The organism is Vibrio chemaguriensis, assembly GCF_012275705.1.
GTDB classification, from domain to species: domain Bacteria; phylum Pseudomonadota; class Gammaproteobacteria; order Enterobacterales; family Vibrionaceae; genus Vibrio; species Vibrio diabolicus.
Window position 1 is genome coordinate 1 of the sequence record NZ_SHOE01000029.1, and the last position, 21,132, is coordinate 21,132.

Below are 21,132 nucleotides of genomic sequence, written 5' to 3' on the forward strand. Positions count from 1 at the left end.
GCTATTCGTCGGCAGCGTCAGATGTGTATAAGAGACAGTTATTAAGGTGGCAATCAATATTTGTCACACTGGTGTAAGTTTGCCGCAATATTAAGTGATACAAGTTGAGTATAGAACTTAATCAATAGAAAAGGGAATACGAATAAGTGACTAAATTACAGGGTGTATCTAATAAGGTGCTTCGCTATGGCCTTCTATTTTGTTTCGTATTTCTTCTTGCCGGATGTACGAAGAAGTTTCTATACAGCAATATCGATTGGTTCGTTATCGATTACATAGAGGATTATGTTTCTCTGCAAGGTGAACAAGAAGTCTTGGTCGAAGAACGCTTATTATTGTTAGCAGAATGGCATAAGAAAGAAGAGTTACCGTTATATATCGATCATTTAAAAGAGCTTGAGAGATTAAAAGCGAGCGATATCACCCTAAATTATTTGCAGGAAAATCGAGATAGAATGCGAGCGCATTACGATAGAGTGGTAAGCAAAGCGGCACCAGACCTTTTTGCTTTGAGTTTACAGTTAACGAAAGATCAAGAACGGGAATTTCTGAGTAATGTACAAGAGCATTATCAAGAGCGAAACGCAAAATATGCGGATAAAACGGAAGATGAAATACGTGAAATTATTCTAGATAACACAGAAGAATGGATGGAAGAGTGGTTGGGAAGTCTATCAGAAAGTCAGCGCCAATTAGCTCAAACGTTTTCTCAACAAGTCACTCTTAACAGTCCTTTATGGAGAGGTTATCGAGCAACGATATATCAAGAGCTCGAATATCTGTTCGACAACAAGTCCAATGCTGTCACTTATCAGGATATATTTATGCGCCTGTTGTTCGAGCCAGAGAGCTATTACAGTGAGCAGCTTTCTAAAAATATTGATTCTAACTTTGTGCTGGTCGATCAACTGACATTAGATATTTCTCAATCTATGACCGATAAACAATGGCGTCATTTTCGCGGTAAGGTAAAAGAGTGGCGAGTACTAGCTGAGGAATTATTAGATTAGATTCATGCTTCAATTGACGAGGGGATGTGCATTAGCCTTTCTTATGAAAAAATGATTCAAAGCAAATTCTTATTGAGCTAAGAGCGTAACATAGCTTGAGGTTTGATGAGGTAAGGTCAGCTTACTGATGGTTGATAAAGCCTCATCGTATAAAAACAATGAGAATAAATATGAAACATTTAGTTGAAAGATTTCTTCGCTACGTCACGTTCGATACCCAATCAAATCCACATGTTACGCTTTGCCCAAGCTCGCCTGGTCAGCTTGTGTTTGCTGAGTTGCTTAAGAAAGAGATGATCGAACTTGGCTTAAGTGATGTGACATTAGATAAAAATGGCTACTTGATGGCTAGACTGCCAACTAACGTTGATTATGAGGTGCCGCCTATCGGCTTTATTGCCCATATGGATACCGCGCCTGACGCCTCAGGAAAAAACGTAAAACCGCAATTTATTGAAGATTATCAAGGTGGCGATATTGCGCTAGGGTTGGGGGATGAAGTGTTATCTCCGGTGCAATACCCAGATTTACATCATCTACATGGCCATAACCTTATCACTACCGATGGCACTACATTACTTGGCGCGGATAACAAAGCTGGTATTGCTGAGATTCTCTCTGCGGTCGCGCTGTTACTAGAAAATCCAGACATTCCACACGGCGACATTCGTATCGGCTTCACACCAGATGAAGAGATTGGCCGGGGCGCAGATTTATTTGATGTTGAAAAGTTTGGCGCGAAATGGGCATACACTATTGATGGTGGCCCGCAAGGTGAACTGGAATACGAAAATTTTAATGCGGCAAACGCCGATGTGATTTTTCATGGTGTCAGCGTTCACCCTGGTACTGCAAAAGGTAAAATGGTTAATGCGATGAACTTGGCTGCGAAATTTCAGGTTCAAATGCCTCAAGATCAAACTCCCGAAACAACAGAAGGCTACGAAGGGTTCTTCCATTTAAAATCGGCAGAAATGGGCGTGGCGCGAAGCGAGCTTGGTTACATTATCCGAGACTTTGATCGTCAGGGCCTTGAAGAGCGAAAAGCCTTTATGCAGAAACTCGTTGATGATATGAACGCGGGCTTACGCCATGGTTCTGTAGAACTGAAAATAACAGACAGCTATTACAATATGAGAGAAATGGTTGAGCCTTACCCGCATATCATTGAGCTAGCAAAGCAAGCGATGGAAGCGTGTGATGTGGAGCCAATTATAAAACCTATTCGTGGTGGTACAGATGGCGCTCGTTTATCTTTTATGGGGTTGCCGTGCCCGAATATCTTCACTGGTGGTTTTAACTTCCATGGGATTCATGAGTTTATTTCGGTTGAAATGATGGAGAAGTCAGTGCTTGTCATCGTCAAAATTGCTGAACTCACCGCGAAAAAACACGGTTAACAGAGTAGGTCGAGCGGTTCTTGTCGATTGAATGGGGAAAAATAGCCCAGAGTCATCTGGGCTATTTTTAAATTCAAAAACGAAACATTAACGTACGTCTTTGTCTTCAATTTCAATGTCTTCTAGTGGTAGCCAGTCGACTTTCACACCCGCTTGATCGAACATGTCTTGGCTGACTTGGATTTTATCTCCCCAGCGAGATAGAAAGTCTTCAGATTGCTCAGGGCAGTGCACGTGTGAGATCCCTGTTTGAATGATCTTTGCCGCGCAGTTAGGACATGGAAAATGAGTCACCCAAATATCACATCCGTCTAAATCACGTTTTGAGAACAAAATTGCGTTCTCTTCCGCGTGTAGTGTTTTAAGGTATTTCAACTCGCGTTCATCGGTATCGACACTGTCAGAAACACCGTGCGGGTAGCCATTAAATCCAACAGATACAATGCGATTCTGTTTAGTGATAACTGCACCGACTTGTGTTGATGGGTCCTTACTCCATGACGCCACTAGTTCTGCCATCTGGTAAAAGCGTTTTGCCCATTTAGAAATCATAGTCATCCTCTCTGTCGAAGGCGTTGAATTAATTGAATGATAACCCATTTATATTAAAAAAATAGTCAAAATCGGGGTCTTGAGTATGAAGGCGTCATTTTTTGTCTTTTTAACCATAAAACGTTCTTATCTTGAGCACCGAATCTCACTTTCCGTCTTTATACGATATCTCACTTAGTGTTTCCTAGCGCCTCTAAATGCACGATGCCTGAGAGTGTATATCAAATAGTTATGATTGAGCTGCTTGTGTATTGTTCGTTAAATATCACTGTTAACTAAATTACTTTATTTTCTTTTTGTTTCTCATGTTTACATTTAGAAACATTTTGGGGGCTTTTGAGTGAAGTTTTCAGTGGCAGCAAGGAGTAAGGTTGATGGGAATTCAACAATATCCTGTTCTATAAAGACGGTAAATACATGCAAAAGAAACCACTTGTCGCACTAATGGCGGCTACAGCAATCCTCGCTGGATGCGGGGAAGCTAATAATGCCCAAAGGGAAGGCCAAGCGCCTCTCGTAGTGACTCAGGATGTCACGGTTATCGACTACCAACCGAGCAAGTCTTATATCGGTCGCATTGAAGCAGTAGAAGATACCAATATTACCGCGCAGATTTCTGGCTATTTAAAAGCTCGTCACTTTGAAGAGGGGCAAATGGTAGAAAAAGGGCAGCTTCTTTATTCTATCGAGCCATCTTCTTTTGAAGCACAAGTCGCGAGCGCTAAAGCGGCACTTGCACAAGCAAAAGCCGCGCTAAAAAAAGCGGAACTAGACCACACCCGAGGTAAAAACTTGTTGCCTCGCGGTAGTATCTCTCAATCTGAGTTTGACGCCTTAACTGCGGCACTTCTTGGTGCGAAAGCAGAGCTAGAAGCAGCAAATGCTCAGCTTAAGCTTGCTGAAGTTAACCTTTCTTATACTCAAATCCGAGCTCCGTTCAGCGGTCGCATTAGCGATACCAAAGTTAGTACCGGTGATCTTGTTTCCCCTTCATCTGGCGTGCTGACGACATTGGTGAGCTTAGACCCAGTGCATACTTCATTTAGTGTGAGTGAGCGCGAGCGTTTAGCCATGGGTATGGATCAAGTCAAAGGCGACGGCTCAGCAGAATCAAACAGAGTTGAAGTTCAGCTTGAGCTGGAAAATGGCCAGTTTTTTGAGCATCTCGGTAAGCTCGATTTCTTAGGTAATCGTATTGATACCAAAACTGGTACGATTGCAATGCGTGCGCTAGTGCCAAACCCAGAGCAGAAGTTACTTCCGGGTCAGCACATCAAAGTGAACTTGAGAGATAAGAACACGAAAGACGTTATTGTTATCCCACGACGTGCCGTACAGACTGACTTAGAAGGTGACTTTGTGATGGTGATGGCTGAGGGAAGTGTGGCAGAGCGTCGTAACGTCGAGCTTGGACCTCAGGTTGAACAAGGCATTATCATTCGAGAAGGCCTCGAACAGGAAGATACGGTTATTACACAGGGCCTACAGCGTGTGCGTAATGGTGTAGAAGTGCGCATTCAAACACCTGCTGAAGATAAGCAGTAGGGGGCACTATGTTAAGTCGTTTCTTTATTCAGAGACCTAAATTCGCGCTGGTTATTTCGATCATATTAACGCTAGCAGGCGCGATCTCACTGGCGATTTTGCCAGTGGCGGAGTACCCACAGATAAGTCCGCCATCAGTCAGTGTTTCGGCATACTACACCGGTGCGAGTGCGGAAGTTGTCGAGCAGGCCATTGCGGACCCCATAGAGACGTCGGTCAATGGCGTTGAGGACATGATCTACATGTCTTCAAAGAGCGCGAACGATGGCTCATACAGCCTAAATGTCACGTTCGATGTTGGGACCGATCCAGACATGGCGCAAGTAAACGTGCAAAACCGTGTGTCACAGATCGAGTCAAAACTGCCTCAAGAAGTGCGCATGGTTGGTGTGACGGTGAAAAAACGCTCACCTGACTTGCTGATGGTCCTTAACTTCTATTCACCTGATGGTAAATATGACGATCAGTTCTTGATTAACTACATTAACTTGAATGTAAAAGATCAGCTGGCTCGTGCGAAAGGCATTAGTGAAGTTAACGTGATTGGTGGTGGCGAATACGCAATGCGTGTTTGGTTAGATCCGGAAAAAATGGCCAACCTTAAGCTAACCACGTCAGACGTATACGCCGCTTTGGCTGAACAAAACGTTCAAGTTGCGGCAGGGCGTGTTGGTGCAGCACCATACAACAATCCGCAAGAAGTTCAGTTTAACCTTGTGACCAAAGGTCGCTTGGAAAGCGTGAGCGAGTTTGAGAACGTTGTCCTTCGAGCTAATCCAAATGGTTCCACGGTTTATCTGAAAGATGTCGCTCGTGTCGAACTAGGTAAAAAGTTCTACGATGGTAACGGTAAATTCCGTGGTCAGGACGCGTCAATTGTTGCATTGTCTCTTCAATCGGATGCGAACGCGTTAGAAAGTGGTCAGGCCGTCATGGAGCTGCTTGAGGACTTGAGTAAAAACTTCCCTGAGGGAATGGCGTATGAGACCAGCTACGATACAACCGTGTTCGTATCTGAATCGATCAAAGGGGTAGTGAAAACGCTGATTGAAGCGATTCTATTGGTGATTGCTGTAACTTACTTGTTTTTGGGTAGTGCGCGTGCAACTTTGATTCCTGTTGTTGCGATCCCCGTTTCTCTGATTGGTACGTTTGCCATCATGCAGGCGACGGGCTTCACCATCAATACGGTCACTTTGTTTGGCTTGATCCTCGCGATTGGTATCGTGGTGGACGATGCGATTCTGGTTATCGAAAACGTCGATACCACCATGGCGAAAGACCCAACCATTTCACCGCGTAAAGCGACATTGCTAGCGATGAAAGAAGTAACGGGCCCAATCATCACGTCGACCTTGGTTTTACTTGCGGTATTCATACCAGTCGCGATGCTGCCGGGTATCACTGGTATCATGTATCGCCAGTTCGCTTTGACCATCTGTATTTCGGTTGTGATCTCATCCATTAACGCATTGACGCTGTCTCCAGCACTTTGTTCTTTGGTATTGAAGCAGGGTGGGGGCAACACCGCTAACTGGTTCCAGGCTTTCAACCGAGGCTTAGAGCGTATCACAACGCGTTATGGTCAGGTCGCTGGTTTCTTGGTGAAGAAATCTTTGCTACTCGTGACGTTCTTTATAGTCGCTATCGCGGCGGTCACTTTCTTTGCGAAAACCACCTCAACAGCGTTTGTTCCTCAAGAAGATAAAGGCATTTTGCTGGTTAACGTTCAGCTACCAGATTCAGCATCTTTATCTCGTACTGAAGAAGTCACCAATGATTTAATGAACATGATTGGTGAAGAACCTGGTGTGGATGGCGTGACGGTTGCGAACGGTTACTCGTTTATGACAGGCGCAGCAGCATCAAACGGTGCATCTGTGTTTATCAAACTGCATGACTGGGATACTCGTAACTCGTTGCAAGGGGAACACTCTGCCAATGCTATCGCGGCGCGTATTAACGGTCGTGCTGCAACAGAGTTGCCTCAAGCGGTTGTGTTTGCGATGGGGCCACCAGCGGTTCCTGGTATGGGGGCAGCGTCTGGTTTTGAGTTTGTGCTTGAAGATACGCTAGGGCGAAGCCGTACCGATTTGTCGATGGTCATGGGAGAAATGATCCAAGCGGCCAACCAAGCCCCTGAAATTGCCTACACGTTTAGTACGTTCCGCGCGAATGTCCCTCACTACTACGTTGATATCGACCGTGAGAAAGCACAGCAGTTGGGTATTTCACTGTCGTCTATTTTCCAAACCTTGCAAGGCAACTTAGGTTCGCTTTATGTGAATGACTTCACCATGTTTGGTAAGAACTTCCGCGTAACCATGCAAGCTGATAGCCAGCACCGTAGCAGCATGGAAGATCTAGAGCGTTTCCATGTTCGTTCTTCGAACGGCGATATGGTTCCGCTAAGTACGCTAGTGAGCTACGAGCAAGTGTTCGAGCCTGATGTAGCATGGCGTTACAACATGTACCGTAGTGCTATCATTCAAGGCCAACCAGCTCCGGGTTACTCTAGTGGTGATGCGATTGCTGCAATGGAACGCGTTGCTGCTGAAGTTCTCCCGCAGGGATACACGTATGAATGGACAGGTATGGCCTACCAGGAAGTACTTGCGGGTAACCAAGCCATTTATGCGTTTGCACTGGCTTTGATCTTCATTTACTTGTTCATGGTGGCACAATATGAGAGCTGGAGTATTCCATTAGCCATCATTTTGGTGGTCCCAGTAGCAACGTTAGGTTCCTTCCTTGCGTTGAATCTAACTGGCACGCCGCTTAACTTGTATGCCCAAATTGGTCTTGTCTTGCTCATAGCCTTGGCGGCGAAAAACGCAATTTTGATTGTGGAGTTCGCCAAGCAAGAGCGAGAAGAAAAAGATGCTGATATCGATAGCGCAGCGGTTAAAGGAGGCACGTTACGTTTCCGCGCTGTGAATATGACATCATGGTCATTTATCCTGGGTATCTTCCCGCTTATCTTTGCCGCTGGCGCGGGGCACGTGAGTCAAAACTCACTCGGCGTGTCGCTGATTGGTGGTCTATTGTGTGTGCTTCTAGCAGGTACATTCTTGATCCCAGGCTTCTACGCTCTGGTGCAAAGACAGCGTGAGAAAGTTCATGGCGGCAACACCAAGCTGGTTCCTCTTGATGATGAATAATCACATCCGAAGTGCGCAGTAAGCACGAAGTGACAATTGAAAAAAAAAGCCCGAAGCAATGATTGCCTCGGGCTTTCTATTTTGAAAAAGGGTTATTTTAGCGCAGTTTTGAATTGTGCAACGGCTTCATCCATATCATGAGCTTGAGCAGAGACAGAGTTCACTTCATGCAAGCATTCCTGAGCGGATTGCATGTTATTCTCAGATATTGCGTTAAGCTCGGTGATTGAGCCACTAACTTGGTTCATCACGATACCTTGCTCTTCAATCGCAGAAGCAATGCGCTCCGAATTGCCTTGGATTGCATGCATGTCAGTGATGATCTGCTGCAGGCTAGAATCCAGTTTTTCAGAGGCATTAAGCGTTTGTTGTCCTTGATCGTTACATTGATCAATATCCGCCACGACCGTAGACATTTGAGCTTGAATATCAACAACAACTCGCGTGATTTCCTCGGTAGATTGATGAGTTCGGCTAGCTAGGGCACGTACTTCATCGGCAACAACGGCGAAGCCACGACCTTGTTCGCCCGCTCGCGCGGCTTCAATTGCTGCATTGAGAGCCAGTAAGTTAGTTTGTTCCGCAATTTCTTGGATGATGTTCACCGCACCACCAATTTTATCTACATGTTGGTTCAACGAGCCAATCGACTGCTGACTGTTCGATAAAATACTGGTCAATTGACCAATGTTGGTTACAGTAGTTTCAACAACACTTCGGCCTTGTTCGGCATTATTCGCGGCTTGATGCACACCCTCTACCGCAACCGACGTGCTTTCCGATATTTCGCCTATCGTTGCCACCATTTGCTGAACCGCAGTAGCCATCGATGCAGTGTGGTCCGTTTGAGTATGGAACTGCTCCATAACCCCTTCTAGCTCACGATGCATATTATCGGTACTGGCCGTTAACTGCGCCGATTTTTCTTGGGTGCCACTAATTAACTGCTCAAGCTTATCCAACAGATCATTCAGGTGGTGGCTGATATCAAATAGCTCATCTTTGCCTTTCAAGTCAGAGCGCAGTCCCATGTTGTTTGTTTCGCTAATGCTTCGAATGGTACCAAGCAAGCTGTTTACTCGTGTATTGATTGAGTGAGAGATCTGCCAAATCAATGCGAAAATAACACCTAAGATCAGGGCAGTAATGACTTGCTTGATGGTCGACATTTGTTCATCACGCTTTGCAGCAGCAGAGCTAAGGGCTGTCGAAAAGGTTTCAAATTGCTCTTCTACGGCATGAGATAATGCGCGAGTTTCACCAAGTAGGCCTTGGTCGTAAGCGACCCCTACAACTTGTTTTTGTGCCGCTACTAGCTTACCTGTTTTGATGAGCTCCGGAGCATATAGCCCAACAAGCAAATCACTATTGAATTGACCTGATTTGACCGCAGAGTCAAAACGAACCAACGCCAGCAATTGCTGGTGGTCGGAGCGTTGCTTGGCTTCTAACAGTGCTTGCTCGTAAGCAGCAAGAAGGCCACTCTTTGCATCAAGTCCGTAGCGTTGGTAAGCACTGACCAGATTCTGAAAGCCCTTTTGGTATGCAAGGAGGTCTTGTTTGAATCGTTGACTGGAAGGTAATTCATTGCTCGTGAGTATGCTCGCAAGCTCTTTTTCTGTATTTAGAAACTTATCAACATTCGCATCAAATTTGCTTAAGTATTTGTCATTACTACGCAGTAAGAAATCTTTCTCGTTTCTGCGTAAGTTGAGTAAACGTATTTCTAGATCGCCAACGAGTTTGATGGCGTTGTTAAGTTCATTGCTCTTATTGGCGAAATGGGATGACGTACCCAAAAGGGCCACGATGCCTAAAATGGCGATAACTCCGAGGAAGTAGAGTTTTTGCCTAATAGTCATATTGTTGTTTCCTGAATAAGTAACTAAAAAGAGAAATCCAATGAGATTTCCCAAGGGCTAGCAAACGTTGTTCAACTAACATGTCGAGAAAACGACATGCATTAATACAGCACTTTCTTACGTTGCTGCTTTTTCGCTCCATGCTTGTTCTTGGTATCAAGTCTTCGGCGTTGAGAAGCGCGGGTTGGTTTCGTTTTAATACGCTTCTTCTCCTGTAAGGCGGCAGCTTTAATTAAAGCTTGAAGCCGATTCAGGGCGTCTTCCTTATTTTGTTCTTGCGTGCGAAATTGTTGCGCTTTGATGATGATCACGCCATCTTTAGTTATACGACTGTCAGAAAGAGCAAGTAATCGTTCTTTGTAGAAGTCAGGTAAGCTGGAATGTCGGATATCAAAGCGTAAATGTATAGCGGACGCTACCTTGTTAACGTTCTGGCCACCATTTCCTTGAGCTCTAATTGGGGATAATTGAATTTCCCACTCTTGAATTGTGACGGAGTTCGAAATTTTGAGCATGATAAGTAAATGCCGGTAAGGACGATTGAAAGAGCTGATAAATTAACATCACAGATGTACAAATAGAAGAAAAGACATGAGCACGATTGATTTTAGGCCCTATGAGGGATTCATATTTGATATGGATGGTACTTTAATAGATACCATGCCAGCCCATTTGGCTGCTTGGCAAGCAACCGCAGATCGCTTTGATTTTCCGTTTTGTCAGGAGTGGTTTCACAGTTTAGGGGGCATGCCGAGCTTTAAAATTGTTGAGGAGCTAAACCGTGTGCATGAGCTTTCATTAGATCCTAAAACCGTCGCTACATTTAAAATGGAAACGTTCGCTGCTATGGAGCTGCACGGGGACGTTATTCCGTGCACTAATATCGTGTTAGAAGAATATTTAGGCCACAAGAAAATAGCGGTCGGGACTGGCAGTCAACGAGAAAGTGCCATGCGCTTATTGAGCCACTCCGGTTTATTGGACAAGTTGGATGTTGTGGTAACAGCGAGTGATGTAGAGAACCATAAGCCTTTTCCGGATACCTTTTTGGTGGCGGCCGAGCATCTTGGGTTGGAAGCGTCACAATGTCTTGTATTCGAGGATACCGAGCTAGGTAAACGAGCGGCGCATGCAGCGGGTATGGATTGCGTTATGGTGCAAGATAACGAGTTAATCTTTTTTCCAAAACCATAGTAAAAAGAGCGATAAAGCGAGATCAAAATGGGGTGCAAACGCACCCCATTAACTGTTACAACATCATAGATAAAGTATCATAGATGTTTATTCAGGTTGAACTAGCTCTTGATATTCAAACGAAGGAACCACAACCTCTACGCGACGGTTTTTCTCACGACCTTCACGAGTGCTGTTGTCAGCAACTGGGTTTTCTTCACCCATGCCTTTCACAGTTAAACGATCTGAGTCAATGCCTGCAGCAGTTAGATAATCCGCAACAGATTGAGCACGACGCTCAGACAGTTTTTGGTTGTAAGTCGCAGGACCAGAGCTATCCGTGTAGCCAGTGATCTCTACTTGAGCTTGAGGGTATTCGTTCAAGAATGATACGAAGTTGTCTAGACGCTCCGAAACAGAGTCTGTTAGCTTAGCACTGTCGAATTCAAACGTACCTGTACCGTACTCTTCTTTGTGCACTTTGCTCATCATCACTGGTTCTGGATCTGGCTCAACCACTTCTTCTGTTACAACTGCCGCAACCACTGGCGCAGCCGCAAATTTGTAGTTAAAGCCGATACCGAAGAAGTTAGCGTCCATGTCGTCCCATACGTCATCAGACAGGTCTTGATAGCGTTGATATTCTGCGCGTACGCTCCAGTTTCTGTCGATAGTGTATTCAGCACCTAGCGAGCCAGTTGGAACGAAATCTTTTTCGTCATCAGACATCATGTAAGCACCACCGATCTTAGCGAATAAGTTCCAAGATTCGTTCAAGTGCCAGTTAAATTTAGGTGCGAGAGTTAAAGCCGTTAAATTGCCGTCGATCGTATTAACTGTATTAGCCCCTGACTTAAAGTTAGCTTTGTAATCGCCTAAGAAGTCGACACCATACTCTAGCCCGATGATATCGGTGAAGTCATAACCGATATGTAGTCCAGCACCAAAAGCTTCATCATCACAAGGGCTATTTAGATAGCAAGCATCGTCAAGTGTAGTCATGCCTACTTTGCCCCCGATATACATTTCAGCCTGAGCAGAGTTTAAAAGCGCGCTACTACCAGCTACCACTGCTGCTACTGCAATTGCTACTTTGTTCATAATGTTTCCTTGTATTGATTGCATATTAATTTCTACTTCGTTTTATCAAAAAATTAGAAAAAACCAGCGTTTATAAGAAATTAGTTTAATATTCTAATCATTTCATATCAAGCAACAATATCTTTGAACTTGATCAACATTTAATAACCAATAACACCTCACAAACTTCTGATATTTCTTACATTGTAGTAAAGATTTTTGGGGTCATAAGAAAATTGATGATTATTTTGAACTTTTTTTCGTAAACTTTATTTTACATTGTGCGCGGTGGTTAACAGGTGGTTTTTATTTGCATTTATTTGCAAAAACTGATTGCAAGTCTACGCCTAAGCCGATAAGTTACTTAAACGCTAGACAGAAAATGACCAGAGCCCTTGATGCTGCTCGCTTTGTGAACAATGTTGCAATGAGTTCAGTTGGCAAAAAATTGGGTCGGAAATAAAAACCAGGAAGTAGAAGTAATGTTTCAAACTGATGATGTAAGAATAAATAGAGTAAAAGAGTTATTGCCACCTGTAGCAGTATTAGAGAAGTTCCCAGCGACTGAAACCGCTTCTTCGACCACTTTCGATTGCCGTAATGCCATTCACAATATTCTTGAAGGAAAAGATGACCGATTGCTTGTAATTGTTGGCCCGTGTTCCATTCACGATCCTGCTGCTGCGGTTGAATATGGTAAAAAGCTAAAAGTATTACGTGATGAACTTGGTGAACAACTAGAAGTTGTGATGCGAGTTTATTTTGAGAAACCGCGTACAACGGTAGGATGGAAAGGTCTGATCAACGACCCTTACCTAAATGATACCTACAAGCTGAATGATGGTCTGCGTATTGGACGTAAGCTTCTTCTTGATCTTACCGATATGGGCTTGCCAACCGCGAGTGAGTTCCTAGATATGATTACGCCTCAGTACGTGGCGGATCTGATCAGTTGGGGTGCTATCGGTGCTCGTACGACAGAATCTCAGGTTCACCGTGAGCTTGCCTCTGGTCTTTCTTGTCCTGTTGGGTTTAAAAATGGTACAGACGGGAACATTAAGATCGCGAGCGATGCGATTCGTTCTGCAAGTGCTTCTCACCACTTCTTATCAGTAACAAAATACGGTCATTCTGCGATCGTAGAAACCGCTGGCAATCCTGATTGCCATATCATTCTCCGTGGTGGTAAAGAGCCAAACTACAGTGCAGCGCATGTTGCTCAAATTAAAAACGAGTTAGGCGGCGCAGGGCTACCGAAAAAAGTGATGATTGATTTTAGCCACGCTAACAGCTCGAAGCAGTTCAAACGTCAAATGTTGGTATCTGATGACGTATCAGAGCAAATCGCTGGTGGCGAAGAAGCAATTTTTGGTGTGATGATTGAGTCTCATTTAGTTGAAGGTCGCCAAGACCTAGTAGATGGCAAAGCGGCCACTTATGGTCAGTCGATTACCGATGCATGTATCGGTTGGGAAGATACGGAAACCGTACTTCGTCAGCTTTCAGATGCAGTAAAAGCGCGCCGTAACAAATAAGCTCAACAGAAAGAACTTTTTTAAAGAGCCAGAGGCATTGTGCTTCTGGCTCTTTTTTATTGAGAATTACTCGCATCTCTTTCTATTGTTTCTGCTTTCCTATATGTTATCTGTATGCGCTGTAACCAAAAGGAATTTGGAATTGAATCGTAATGTATGGCTATTATCCCTTTGCCAAGCCCTATTAATGACAGGGAATATTTTACTCATATCTGTTATTGCCCTTATTGGCAAAACACTTGCGCCGTCATCAAGTTTTATTACGTTGCCCGTTGCGCTGCAATTTTTAGGACTGATGGCTGCGACGATCCCTGCGTCACTAATTATGGGCAAGTTGGGACGTCGCCTTGGGTTTAGTCTCGGTAATGTTATTGGCATTTTGGGTGCCAGCCTAGCGACGTATGCGTTAAGTCAACAGAACTTCTATCTGTTCTGTGTTTCTACCTTTTTGCTCGGTGTTGGTATTGGCTTCGGAACGCTATACAGATTTGCTGCTATTGAAGTGTGTGAAGAGTCGGCAAGACACAGGGCGATTTCGATATCTATGGCGGGAGGGGTACTAGCGGCGATACTTGGCCCTAATTTGGCGGTGTATTCACAGCAATGGTCAGATGATGGTTTGTACATTAGTGCTTTTGCCGTGCTTATTGGACTTTATATAACTGCGTTGATCGTGCTGCAAACGATTCGTTTTCCACCAGCACACACGCAAGTTCTACATACTAAAGCGGATAAAGTGGGGCATATTATCCGTCGACCTAATTTCATGCTAGCGGTTATCGCCGCAATGGTTGCGTATGCGGTGATGAACATTTTAATGACAGCAACGCCTCTGGCGATGATTGGTTGTGGCTTTGATTTTGACAAAGCGGCAGGAGTGATCGAATGGCATGTGCTGGGCATGTTTGCACCAGCGTTTGTCACGGGACGGTTGATAGATCGGTTTGGCGCGAAGAATATGATTTTAGCCGGTGGATTGCTATTTGTTGCTTGTATTGGAATTAACATACACGGAGTGTCCATTTGGCACTTTAGTCTTGCTTTAGTTCTGTTAGGCGTTGGTTGGAACTTTATGTTTATCGCGGCAACTGGGTTATTTAGTCAAAGCTATGAAGCGAAAAACAGGAGCAAGGCTCAGGCATTTAATGAATTCTTCGTGTTCAGTTGTGTCACTATCACTGCATTACTATCTGGCTGGCTCGAATCCACCGTAGGTTGGCAAAACCTTAATTTGTACGTTCTTCCTTTTGTGCTACTCGTCATCGTGATGTTTGCTTTGAAAACGAACAAAGAAACGGAATCCCAAACTGCTTGATTAGATCTTCTATACATGGCCCGGCATAACGTGTCGGGTTTTGTTTATTAGCTCAACTCCACAACTTCTTCTTTATGTTTTTATTGATAATGTGAATTCCCACACTAAAAATGTCGAATTGATAAGACTTTTTGTCTAACTTTTTGTAATAAAAATAAAAATCCTGTATATATCTTGCCGAAAATCAATAAAAATTACAGAGGTTTCGTCTATGTCAGTCAATATTTCTCATAAAGCTCAAGAAACTCTCGTGAGGGAGTCTGAGGAACTCGTCTCAACAACGAACCTACAAGGTGTTATTACGTATTGTAACGAAGCCTTTTGCCGTGTTGCTGAGTACACTCACGAAGAACTCGTCGGTCAGAACCATAATATCGTTCGCCACAATGACATGCCTAAAGCCGCTTTCGGCGATATGTGGGCACGTCTTAAGCAAGGCAAAGCCTGGCGCGGCATGGTTAAGAATGCCACTAAGTCGGGTGGTTACTATTGGGTTGATGCCTATGTCACCCCTATTTATGAAAATAACCACGTTGTTGGTTATCAATCTGTGCGCGTGAAGCCAAAGCGAGAGTGGGTTGATATAGCCACGAAAGCCTACAAGAGTATGCGCGCCGCCGAGAAATCAGGTCGCACTTGGTCGTTGAAACTCAATGAAACCATTCGCTATGCGATTCTACTTGGCGCATTGACCGCACCGGCCGCCGCATATGCATTGTCTATTGAAGGTCCATTGGCTTGGCTTGCAAGTGCACTACCTGCGAGTGTTCTAGCGTTGTTATTCCGCCAAGAATTAATTGATACGCCTCAACAACTGAAAAAGTTACAAAAGCAATACGACAGCGTGAGTCGCTTGATCTATTCCGGCAACACGGCATTTTCGATTGCTGATTTCCATATCAAAATGCTGTCCGCAAGAATTCGAACCGTGTTGGGAAGAATGACTGACTCCGCACTGCCGTTGCAGCATTGTGCTGAAGAATTGAGCCAAACCACAGCAGAAGTTTCGGCTGCATTAAATCAGCAAAACACCGATATTCATCGCGTACGTGATGCGACTCAAGAGGTGGAGTCTTCGGCGAATTCAGTCTCTTCTAGCACCAATGATGCCCATATGCTAATTGATGACACCTTGAAGTCATGCTTGATGGCGAAGGAAACCATCGATCAAACGCACACCAATCTAACGCAGTTGAGCCTTCAAGCTGAAAAAGCGACGGAAACGACGTATCAACTGAGTGATCAGGCGCAGAAAGTGAATCATTTGATGGAAGAGATTGGTGGGATCGCAGAACAAACCAATTTACTGGCACTTAACGCGGCAATTGAAGCGGCGAGGGCGGGTGAGCAAGGTCGTGGTTTTGCTGTTGTTGCCGATGAGGTGCGCGCGCTCTCTGGTCGCACATCCAATGCAACTGAACAAATCCAAGCGTCTATCTCTGCTATGTTGGCGACGATACAAAGTTGGCAAAAAGACATTCTGGCAAACAAAGAGCAAACGGATACATGTGCCGAACAAAGCGCGCTTCGTTTGTCTGAGGTTGAACAGATGATGCAAAGCATGAGTGGGTTGATGGTCGATGTGGCGGAAGCGGCGAATAACCAGCTGAAGCTATCCAGCGATGTAAATCAGCATATTCACTCTATTGCTTCTACGGCAGAGCAAAACTTGGCAGCAACGCACTCCGTAGAGCAAAACAGCCGTCAGTTGAAAGAGCAAGTACAAGATTTCTATCAGCTCGCGCTTCGATTTGAAGACAAATAGCCGTAACGAAAGTCGTTGTGTTCACTTTCTGGCTGTGTTTACACAAATAGGGGCAAGATAAAAGAAAGCCCCGCCATTGCTGGCGGGGCTTTTCAGTTTTCACATTCGCAATAGAGAAAACTGATTATCTTTTTACTGAAATTACGCTAGTAGTTCTTTTGCTGTATTTACTACGTTTTCAGTAGTGAAACCGAACATTTTAAACAGTTCACCAGCAGGTGCAGATTCACCGAATGAAGTCATACCGATGATGCGACCGTCGAAGCCTACGTACTTGTACCAGAAGTCAGCAATACCTGCTTCGATAGCGATACGAGCTGTTACGTCTGATGGTAGAACGGCTTCACGGTAAGCGGCGTCTTGCTCGTCAAATGCATCTGTTGATGGCATTGAAACAACGCGTACTTTCTTACCTTCAGCAGTTAGCTGTGCTGCTGCTTCTACTGCTAGTTCAACTTCAGAACCTGTTGCGATAAGGATTAGCTCTGGCTTGCCTTCGCAATTTTTCAGGATGTAACCACCTTTCGCGATGTTTGCTAATTGCTCCGCATCACGCTCTTGTTGCGCTAGGTTCTGACGAGAGAAGATAAGCGCAGTTGGTGCATCTTTACGTTCAATCGCTAGTTTCCAAGCCACTGCTGATTCAACTTGGTCACATGGACGCCATGTGCTCATGTTTGGCGTTAGACGTAGCGATGCCATTTGCTCAACCGGTTGGTGAGTTGGGCCATCTTCGCCAAGACCGATAGAATCGTGCGTGTACACTTGGATGTTCTGAATCTTCATCAGAGCCGCCATACGCATTGCGTTACGAGCATATTCCATGAACATTAGGAATGTCGCGCCGTAAGGAACGAAACCACCGTGTAGCGCAATACCGTTCATGATCGCCGTCATACCGAATTCACGTACACCGTAGTGGATGTAGTTACCAGAGAAGTCACTTGCTTCTAGAGACTTAGAACCAGACCACATGGTTAGGTTAGACGGCGCTAGGTCAGCAGAGCCGCCCATGAACTCAGGTAGTAGAGCACCAAATGCCTCTAGAGCGTTTTGAGATGCTTTACGTGACGCAATGTTTGCTGGGTTTGCTTGAAGATCGGCAATGATTTGGCTTGCTTTCTCTTCCCACTGTGCAGGAAGTTCACCGTTTACGCGGCGTTTAAATTCAGCTGCCAGCTCAGGGTACGCTGCTTCATAAGCTGCAAATTTCTCGTTCCACGCTGCTTCCTTAGCTGCGCCTGTTTCTTTCGCTGACCATTCTGCGTAGACTTCTTGCGGAATTTCAAAAGGACCGTGCTCCCAACCTAGTTCTTTGCGTGTTGCTGCGATTTCTTCTGCACCTAGTGGCGCACCGTGACAATCGTGTGAACCAGATTTGTTTGGTGAACCAAAACCGATGATTGTCTTAGTACAGATCAGTGTAGGGCGAGGATCCGCTTTCGCCGCTTCGATTGCTGCGTTGATCGCTTCAGAATCGTGACCATCTACTGCCGGGATTACATGCCAGCCGTACGCTTCAAAACGCTTAGGCGTGTCGTCAGAGAACCAACCTTCAACGTGACCATCGATAGAGATGCCGTTGTCATCCCAGAATGCGATCAGTTTGCCTAGACCTAGTGTACCAGCTAGAGAACATGCCTCGTGCGAGATACCTTCCATTAGACAGCCGTCGCCCATGAACACGTAAGTGAAGTGGTCAACGATGTCGTGGCCTTCTTTGTTGAACTGTGCTGCTAGCGCTTTCTCAGCTAGAGCCATACCAACCGCGTTAGTGATGCCTTGACCTAGAGGACCCGTTGTGGTCTCGATACCAGGCGCGTAGCCGTACTCTGGGTGACCAGGAGTCTTAGAGTGAAGCTGACGGAAGTTTTTCAGATCATCGATAGATAGCTCGTAACCGCTCAAGTGCAGTAGAGAGTAAATTAGCATTGAGCCGTGGCCGTTAGACAGTACGAAACGGTCGCGGTCTGCCCACTCAGGGTTTGATGGGTTGTGGTTTAGGTGAGAGCGCCAAAGAACTTCAGCGATATCAGCCATGCCCATAGGTGCACCTGGGTGACCAGAGTTAGCTTGTTGAACACCATCCATGCTTAGCGCACGAATTGCATTTGCTAGATATTTACGATCCATAGTGATTACTTCTCGATAAGGGTTTGAATAGAGGGAACTCGTCGAAACAAGTTCAAATAGAAAATCTTGAATAAGCGCTGATGGTAAAAGCGAGTAGACGGGCTACTCGCTTTTGGTAAGCAATTAAAGCTTAGCTTCGATCATCGCTTCTAGTTTACCTTGGTCAACGGCGAAGTTGCGGATGCCTTCAGCCAGTTTCTCAACCGCCATTGGGTCTTGGTTGTGTTCCCATAGGAACTCAGAATGAGTCATTGGTGCAGGACGCTCAGCTGCGCCTTTAGAATCAACTAGCTTCTCAACCACTTCACCTTCTGCAGCTTCTAATTCTGCAAGTAGAGCAGGAGCGATAGTTAGACGGTCACAGCCAGCTAGTTCTAGGATCTCACCGATGTTACGGAAGCTTGCGCCCATTACGACAGTTTTGTAGCCGTACTCTTTGTAGTAGTTGTAGATCTTAGTTACAGACAGTACGCCTGGATCTTCTGAAGCTTCGAAGTCACGGCCTTCTTTCGCTTTGTACCAGTCCATAATACGGCCAACGAATGGAGAGATTAGGAATACGCCAGCTTCTGCACAAGCACGCGCTTGAGCGAATGAGAATAGAAGCGTTAGGTTACAGTTGATGCCTTCTTTCTCTAGGATTTCTGCTGCGCGGATACCTTCCCAAGTAGACGCTAGTTTGATAAGGATGCGGTCGTTAGTGATGCCAGCATCGTTGTACATTTTTACTAGTTGACGTGCTTTCGCTACGCTGCCTTCCATATCGTAAGATAAGCGCGCGTCAACTTCTGTAGAGATACGACCTGGAATAGTTTTTAGGATTTCTTTACCGATGTTTACTGCAAGCATGTCACAAGTGTCTTGAACTTGTTGAGCTTTGTCGTTGCTCTGTGCTTTAGCATATTCGATTGAAGCATCGATTAGAGGTGCGTACTCTGCGATTTGAGCGGCTTTCAGGATAAGAGAAGGGTTAGTTGTTGCGTCTTCTGGTTGATACTTTTTGATTGCATCAATTTCGCCAGTGTCTGCTACTACAGTCGTTAGTTTACGAAGTTGCTCTAACTTGTTGCTCATAATCGATCATCCTATTTAAATGGGCTTAAGCGTGGTTTTTGTTGCCACAGCTTGTGCATTTGCAAGCGAGTTAGCTAATCGTCTCATCGTATTTAATGAGACATCTGCTCAGCCAACTACGGAAAATTTCGTTACCGAACAAATGCCATGAACATTTGATCGATAGCTGAGTAAATGATGTGTCCATATTTATCCTATCTATGCTGAAAGTCAATCGCTGAAATCGACTTATAGTGAACTTCATCAACGTTTTTTTACTGTGTGTTTAGTGGTTAACCCAAATAAACGTTTGCCCTTATTGTTCAAAGGTTGAGCGTTGTACGCTAGGGTAAAAAATTGTAGTGAGAAAATGTTATTGCGATGAGCAAATGTAGCGTTTAAATTGATAAAGAACATATGCTAAGTCAATGAGCATATGCTCACTTATTGCATACAATATCGATCCTCTTAAAGGGCGAGAGAAACCATGAGCAGTTCTAATCAAGATATTTCCATTGAAAACACGGATTTGTTGACAGAGATTTCCGTCGCGTATTATCAAGACGGTGCGACTCAGGAAGAGATATCGAGAAAATTTGCCATATCACGCGCAAAGGTCGGGCGAATGCTCAAGCAGGCGCGTGATGAAGGCATCGTTGAAATTACCGTTAAATACCACCCGGTGTTTAGCGCCAAGATTGAACAACGTTTGATCGAGCGATTCGGCGTTAAGCGCGCGCTTGTTGCTCTTGATCAGCCAAATGAAGAGGCACAACGACTACAGGTGTCGGGATTGGTGTCCAATTATCTCACCAGCACGCTTAAAAACGGCATGGTGGTGACCGTTGGACAAGGGCGTAACGTATCTTCTGTCGCTCACCATATTGGTGTTATTACGCCGCGTGACTGTAAATTTGTATGTGGTATCGGCGGTATTCACCCACGTGGTGGTATGTATAACGCCGATCACATTTGTCGTCAGTTAGCGAAAAAGTACGGTGGAACGTCCGAAACTCTCTATGCGCCGGCTTATGCAGAGAACAGAGAACAGAAGTTGGCTTTCATGCAAAATGCAACCGTGAAACAAACGCTCGATTTAGCACGTAAAGCCGATGTCGCTTTGGTCGGTATTGGTGACATGAGCGAAAACAGTTACATGGTGGACTTAGGTTGGTTTACGCCAGATGAGGTCGTTCAGTCGAGACTTCAACAAGGCGTGGTCGGGGACTTTGCAGGTTATGATTTCTTTGATATTCACGGTAATGTTGCCAACACCGTAATGAGTGACCGAGTGATTGGCCTTGGTATTGAAGAGTTTCGCCCAATATCGGAAGTCATCGCGATTGCAGCGGAGAACAGTAAGCCGCTCGCCTTACTTGGAGCATTAAGAACCGGAGCGATAGACGTGATCGCCACAAGCGTCAGCAACGCATTAACGGTGCTCAACTTAGATGAGCAAATGCACGGCAACGCGGCATCTGAGAGTTAGCACAAATAATATGCAATTTATGTAATCAGGCTGCGAGGAGTTATAAATGACTCGCAGCC

The 21,132-nt window shown here is 45.0% G+C and carries 15 protein-coding genes; 9 read left to right on the top strand and 6 right to left on the bottom strand.

Going from position 1 to position 21,132, the window contains the following annotated elements; translation table 11 throughout:
• The first annotated feature begins 146 nt into the window (after positions 1–146).
• Positions 147–1,010, top strand: coding sequence for a DUF6279 family lipoprotein (locus EX191_RS19890; RefSeq protein ID WP_031780521.1), 864 nt, complete (start codon positions 147–149; stop codon positions 1,008–1,010).
• Positions 1,011–1,180: 170 nt separating this feature from the next.
• Entirely contained in the window at positions 1,181–2,410 is a 1,230-nt protein-coding gene (gene pepT / locus EX191_RS19895) for a peptidase T (protein ID WP_193448338.1), read from the top strand.
• Positions 2,411–2,497: 87 nt separating this feature from the next.
• Here the strand turns inward: pepT and EX191_RS19900 are convergent, their stop codons facing one another.
• Positions 2,498–2,962 (bottom strand): dCMP deaminase family protein, encoded by a 465-nt coding sequence (locus tag EX191_RS19900; RefSeq protein ID WP_005373515.1) that lies wholly within the window; start codon positions 2,960–2,962, stop codon positions 2,498–2,500.
• 417 nt (positions 2,963–3,379) lie between these two features.
• Between EX191_RS19900 and vmeY the strand changes: the two genes are divergently transcribed.
• Together vmeY and vmeZ are read left to right on the top strand one after the other, a co-directional pair.
• Entirely contained in the window at positions 3,380–4,507 is a 1,128-nt protein-coding gene (gene vmeY, locus EX191_RS19905; RefSeq protein WP_005396140.1) for a multidrug efflux RND transporter periplasmic adaptor subunit VmeY, read from the top strand.
• An 8-nt stretch (positions 4,508–4,515) separates the two neighbouring features.
• The gene (vmeZ, locus tag EX191_RS19910; RefSeq protein WP_046875892.1) at positions 4,516–7,668 is read left to right on the top strand and encodes a multidrug efflux RND transporter permease subunit VmeZ; all 3,153 of its coding nucleotides are present in this window, start codon (positions 4,516–4,518) and stop codon (positions 7,666–7,668) included.
• A gap of 92 nt (positions 7,669–7,760) precedes the next feature.
• On the opposite strand, the gene EX191_RS19915 is transcribed toward vmeZ, so the two are convergent.
• On the bottom strand, positions 7,761–9,530 hold the full coding sequence (locus tag EX191_RS19915; RefSeq protein ID WP_193448339.1) for a methyl-accepting chemotaxis protein: 1,770 nt from the start codon (positions 9,528–9,530) through the stop codon (positions 7,761–7,763).
• A 101-nt stretch (positions 9,531–9,631) separates the two neighbouring features.
• A complete protein-coding gene (arfB, locus tag EX191_RS19920) occupies positions 9,632–10,045 on the bottom strand; it encodes an alternative ribosome rescue aminoacyl-tRNA hydrolase ArfB (protein ID WP_005396137.1) in 414 nt (137 codons plus the stop codon).
• 76 nt (positions 10,046–10,121) lie between these two features.
• Between arfB and EX191_RS19925 the strand changes: the two genes are divergently transcribed.
• Positions 10,122–10,724: a beta-phosphoglucomutase family hydrolase gene (locus EX191_RS19925; RefSeq protein WP_031780520.1), complete on the top strand. Its 603-nt coding sequence runs from the start codon at positions 10,122–10,124 to the stop codon at positions 10,722–10,724.
• Positions 10,725–10,811: 87 nt separating this feature from the next.
• Here the strand turns inward: EX191_RS19925 and EX191_RS19930 are convergent, their stop codons facing one another.
• Entirely contained in the window at positions 10,812–11,804 is a 993-nt protein-coding gene (locus tag EX191_RS19930; protein WP_005396135.1) for an OmpA family protein, read from the bottom strand.
• A 461-nt stretch (positions 11,805–12,265) separates the two neighbouring features.
• Here EX191_RS19930 and aroG point away from each other — a divergent pair, with 461 nt between their 5' ends.
• The 3 genes from aroG to EX191_RS19945 all read left to right on the top strand — a co-directional run bounded on the left by aroG (position 12,266) and on the right by EX191_RS19945 (position 16,398).
• A complete protein-coding gene (gene aroG, locus EX191_RS19935) occupies positions 12,266–13,318 on the top strand; it encodes a 3-deoxy-7-phosphoheptulonate synthase AroG (protein WP_193448340.1) in 1,053 nt (350 codons plus the stop codon).
• Positions 13,319–13,460: 142 nt separating this feature from the next.
• Positions 13,461–14,633 carry an MFS transporter gene (locus EX191_RS19940; RefSeq protein ID WP_193448341.1) on the top strand — a complete coding sequence of 391 codons (1,173 nt, stop codon included), beginning with the start codon at positions 13,461–13,463 and terminating at the stop codon, positions 14,631–14,633.
• A 211-nt stretch (positions 14,634–14,844) separates the two neighbouring features.
• Entirely contained in the window at positions 14,845–16,398 is a 1,554-nt protein-coding gene (locus EX191_RS19945) for a methyl-accepting chemotaxis protein (protein ID WP_193448342.1), read from the top strand.
• A 141-nt stretch (positions 16,399–16,539) separates the two neighbouring features.
• On the opposite strand, the gene tkt is transcribed toward EX191_RS19945, so the two are convergent.
• Both tkt and tal read right to left on the bottom strand, forming a co-directional pair.
• On the bottom strand, positions 16,540–18,531 hold the full coding sequence (gene tkt / locus EX191_RS19950) for a transketolase (RefSeq protein WP_193448343.1): 1,992 nt from the start codon (positions 18,529–18,531) through the stop codon (positions 16,540–16,542).
• Between the two features lie 123 nt (positions 18,532–18,654).
• Positions 18,655–19,605 (bottom strand): transaldolase, encoded by a 951-nt coding sequence (tal, locus tag EX191_RS19955; protein ID WP_005396118.1) that lies wholly within the window; start codon positions 19,603–19,605, stop codon positions 18,655–18,657.
• A gap of 466 nt (positions 19,606–20,071) precedes the next feature.
• On the opposite strand from tal, the gene EX191_RS19960 reads away from it, so the two are divergent.
• A complete protein-coding gene (locus EX191_RS19960; protein WP_005396112.1) occupies positions 20,072–21,073 on the top strand; it encodes a sugar-binding transcriptional regulator in 1,002 nt (333 codons plus the stop codon).
• The last annotated feature ends 59 nt before the right edge of the window (positions 21,074–21,132 follow it).

Excerpts from the sequence above, each read along its gene's own strand:
- aroG (WP_193448340.1), top strand. The coding sequence starts at position 12,266 with ATGTTTCAAACTGATGATGTAAGAATAAATAGAGTAAAAGAGTTATTG.
- EX191_RS19925 (WP_031780520.1), top strand. The coding sequence starts at position 10,122 with ATGAGCACGATTGATTTTAGGCCCTATGAGGGATTCATATTTGATATG.
- arfB (WP_005396137.1), bottom strand. The coding sequence starts at position 10,045 with ATGCTCAAAATTTCGAACTCCGTCACAATTCAAGAGTGGGAAATTCAA.
- vmeY (WP_005396140.1), top strand. The coding sequence starts at position 3,380 with ATGCAAAAGAAACCACTTGTCGCACTAATGGCGGCTACAGCAATCCTC.
- tal (WP_005396118.1), bottom strand. The coding sequence starts at position 19,605 with ATGAGCAACAAGTTAGAGCAACTTCGTAAACTAACGACTGTAGTAGCA.
- pepT (WP_193448338.1), top strand. The coding sequence starts at position 1,181 with ATGAAACATTTAGTTGAAAGATTTCTTCGCTACGTCACGTTCGATACC.
- vmeZ (WP_046875892.1), top strand. The coding sequence starts at position 4,516 with ATGTTAAGTCGTTTCTTTATTCAGAGACCTAAATTCGCGCTGGTTATT.
- EX191_RS19915 (WP_193448339.1), bottom strand. The coding sequence starts at position 9,530 with ATGACTATTAGGCAAAAACTCTACTTCCTCGGAGTTATCGCCATTTTA.
- EX191_RS19930 (WP_005396135.1), bottom strand. The coding sequence starts at position 11,804 with ATGAACAAAGTAGCAATTGCAGTAGCAGCAGTGGTAGCTGGTAGTAGC.
- EX191_RS19900 (WP_005373515.1), bottom strand. The coding sequence starts at position 2,962 with ATGATTTCTAAATGGGCAAAACGCTTTTACCAGATGGCAGAACTAGTG.
- EX191_RS19945 (WP_193448342.1), top strand. The coding sequence starts at position 14,845 with ATGTCAGTCAATATTTCTCATAAAGCTCAAGAAACTCTCGTGAGGGAG.
- tkt (WP_193448343.1), bottom strand. The coding sequence starts at position 18,531 with ATGGATCGTAAATATCTAGCAAATGCAATTCGTGCGCTAAGCATGGAT.
- EX191_RS19960 (WP_005396112.1), top strand. The coding sequence starts at position 20,072 with ATGAGCAGTTCTAATCAAGATATTTCCATTGAAAACACGGATTTGTTG.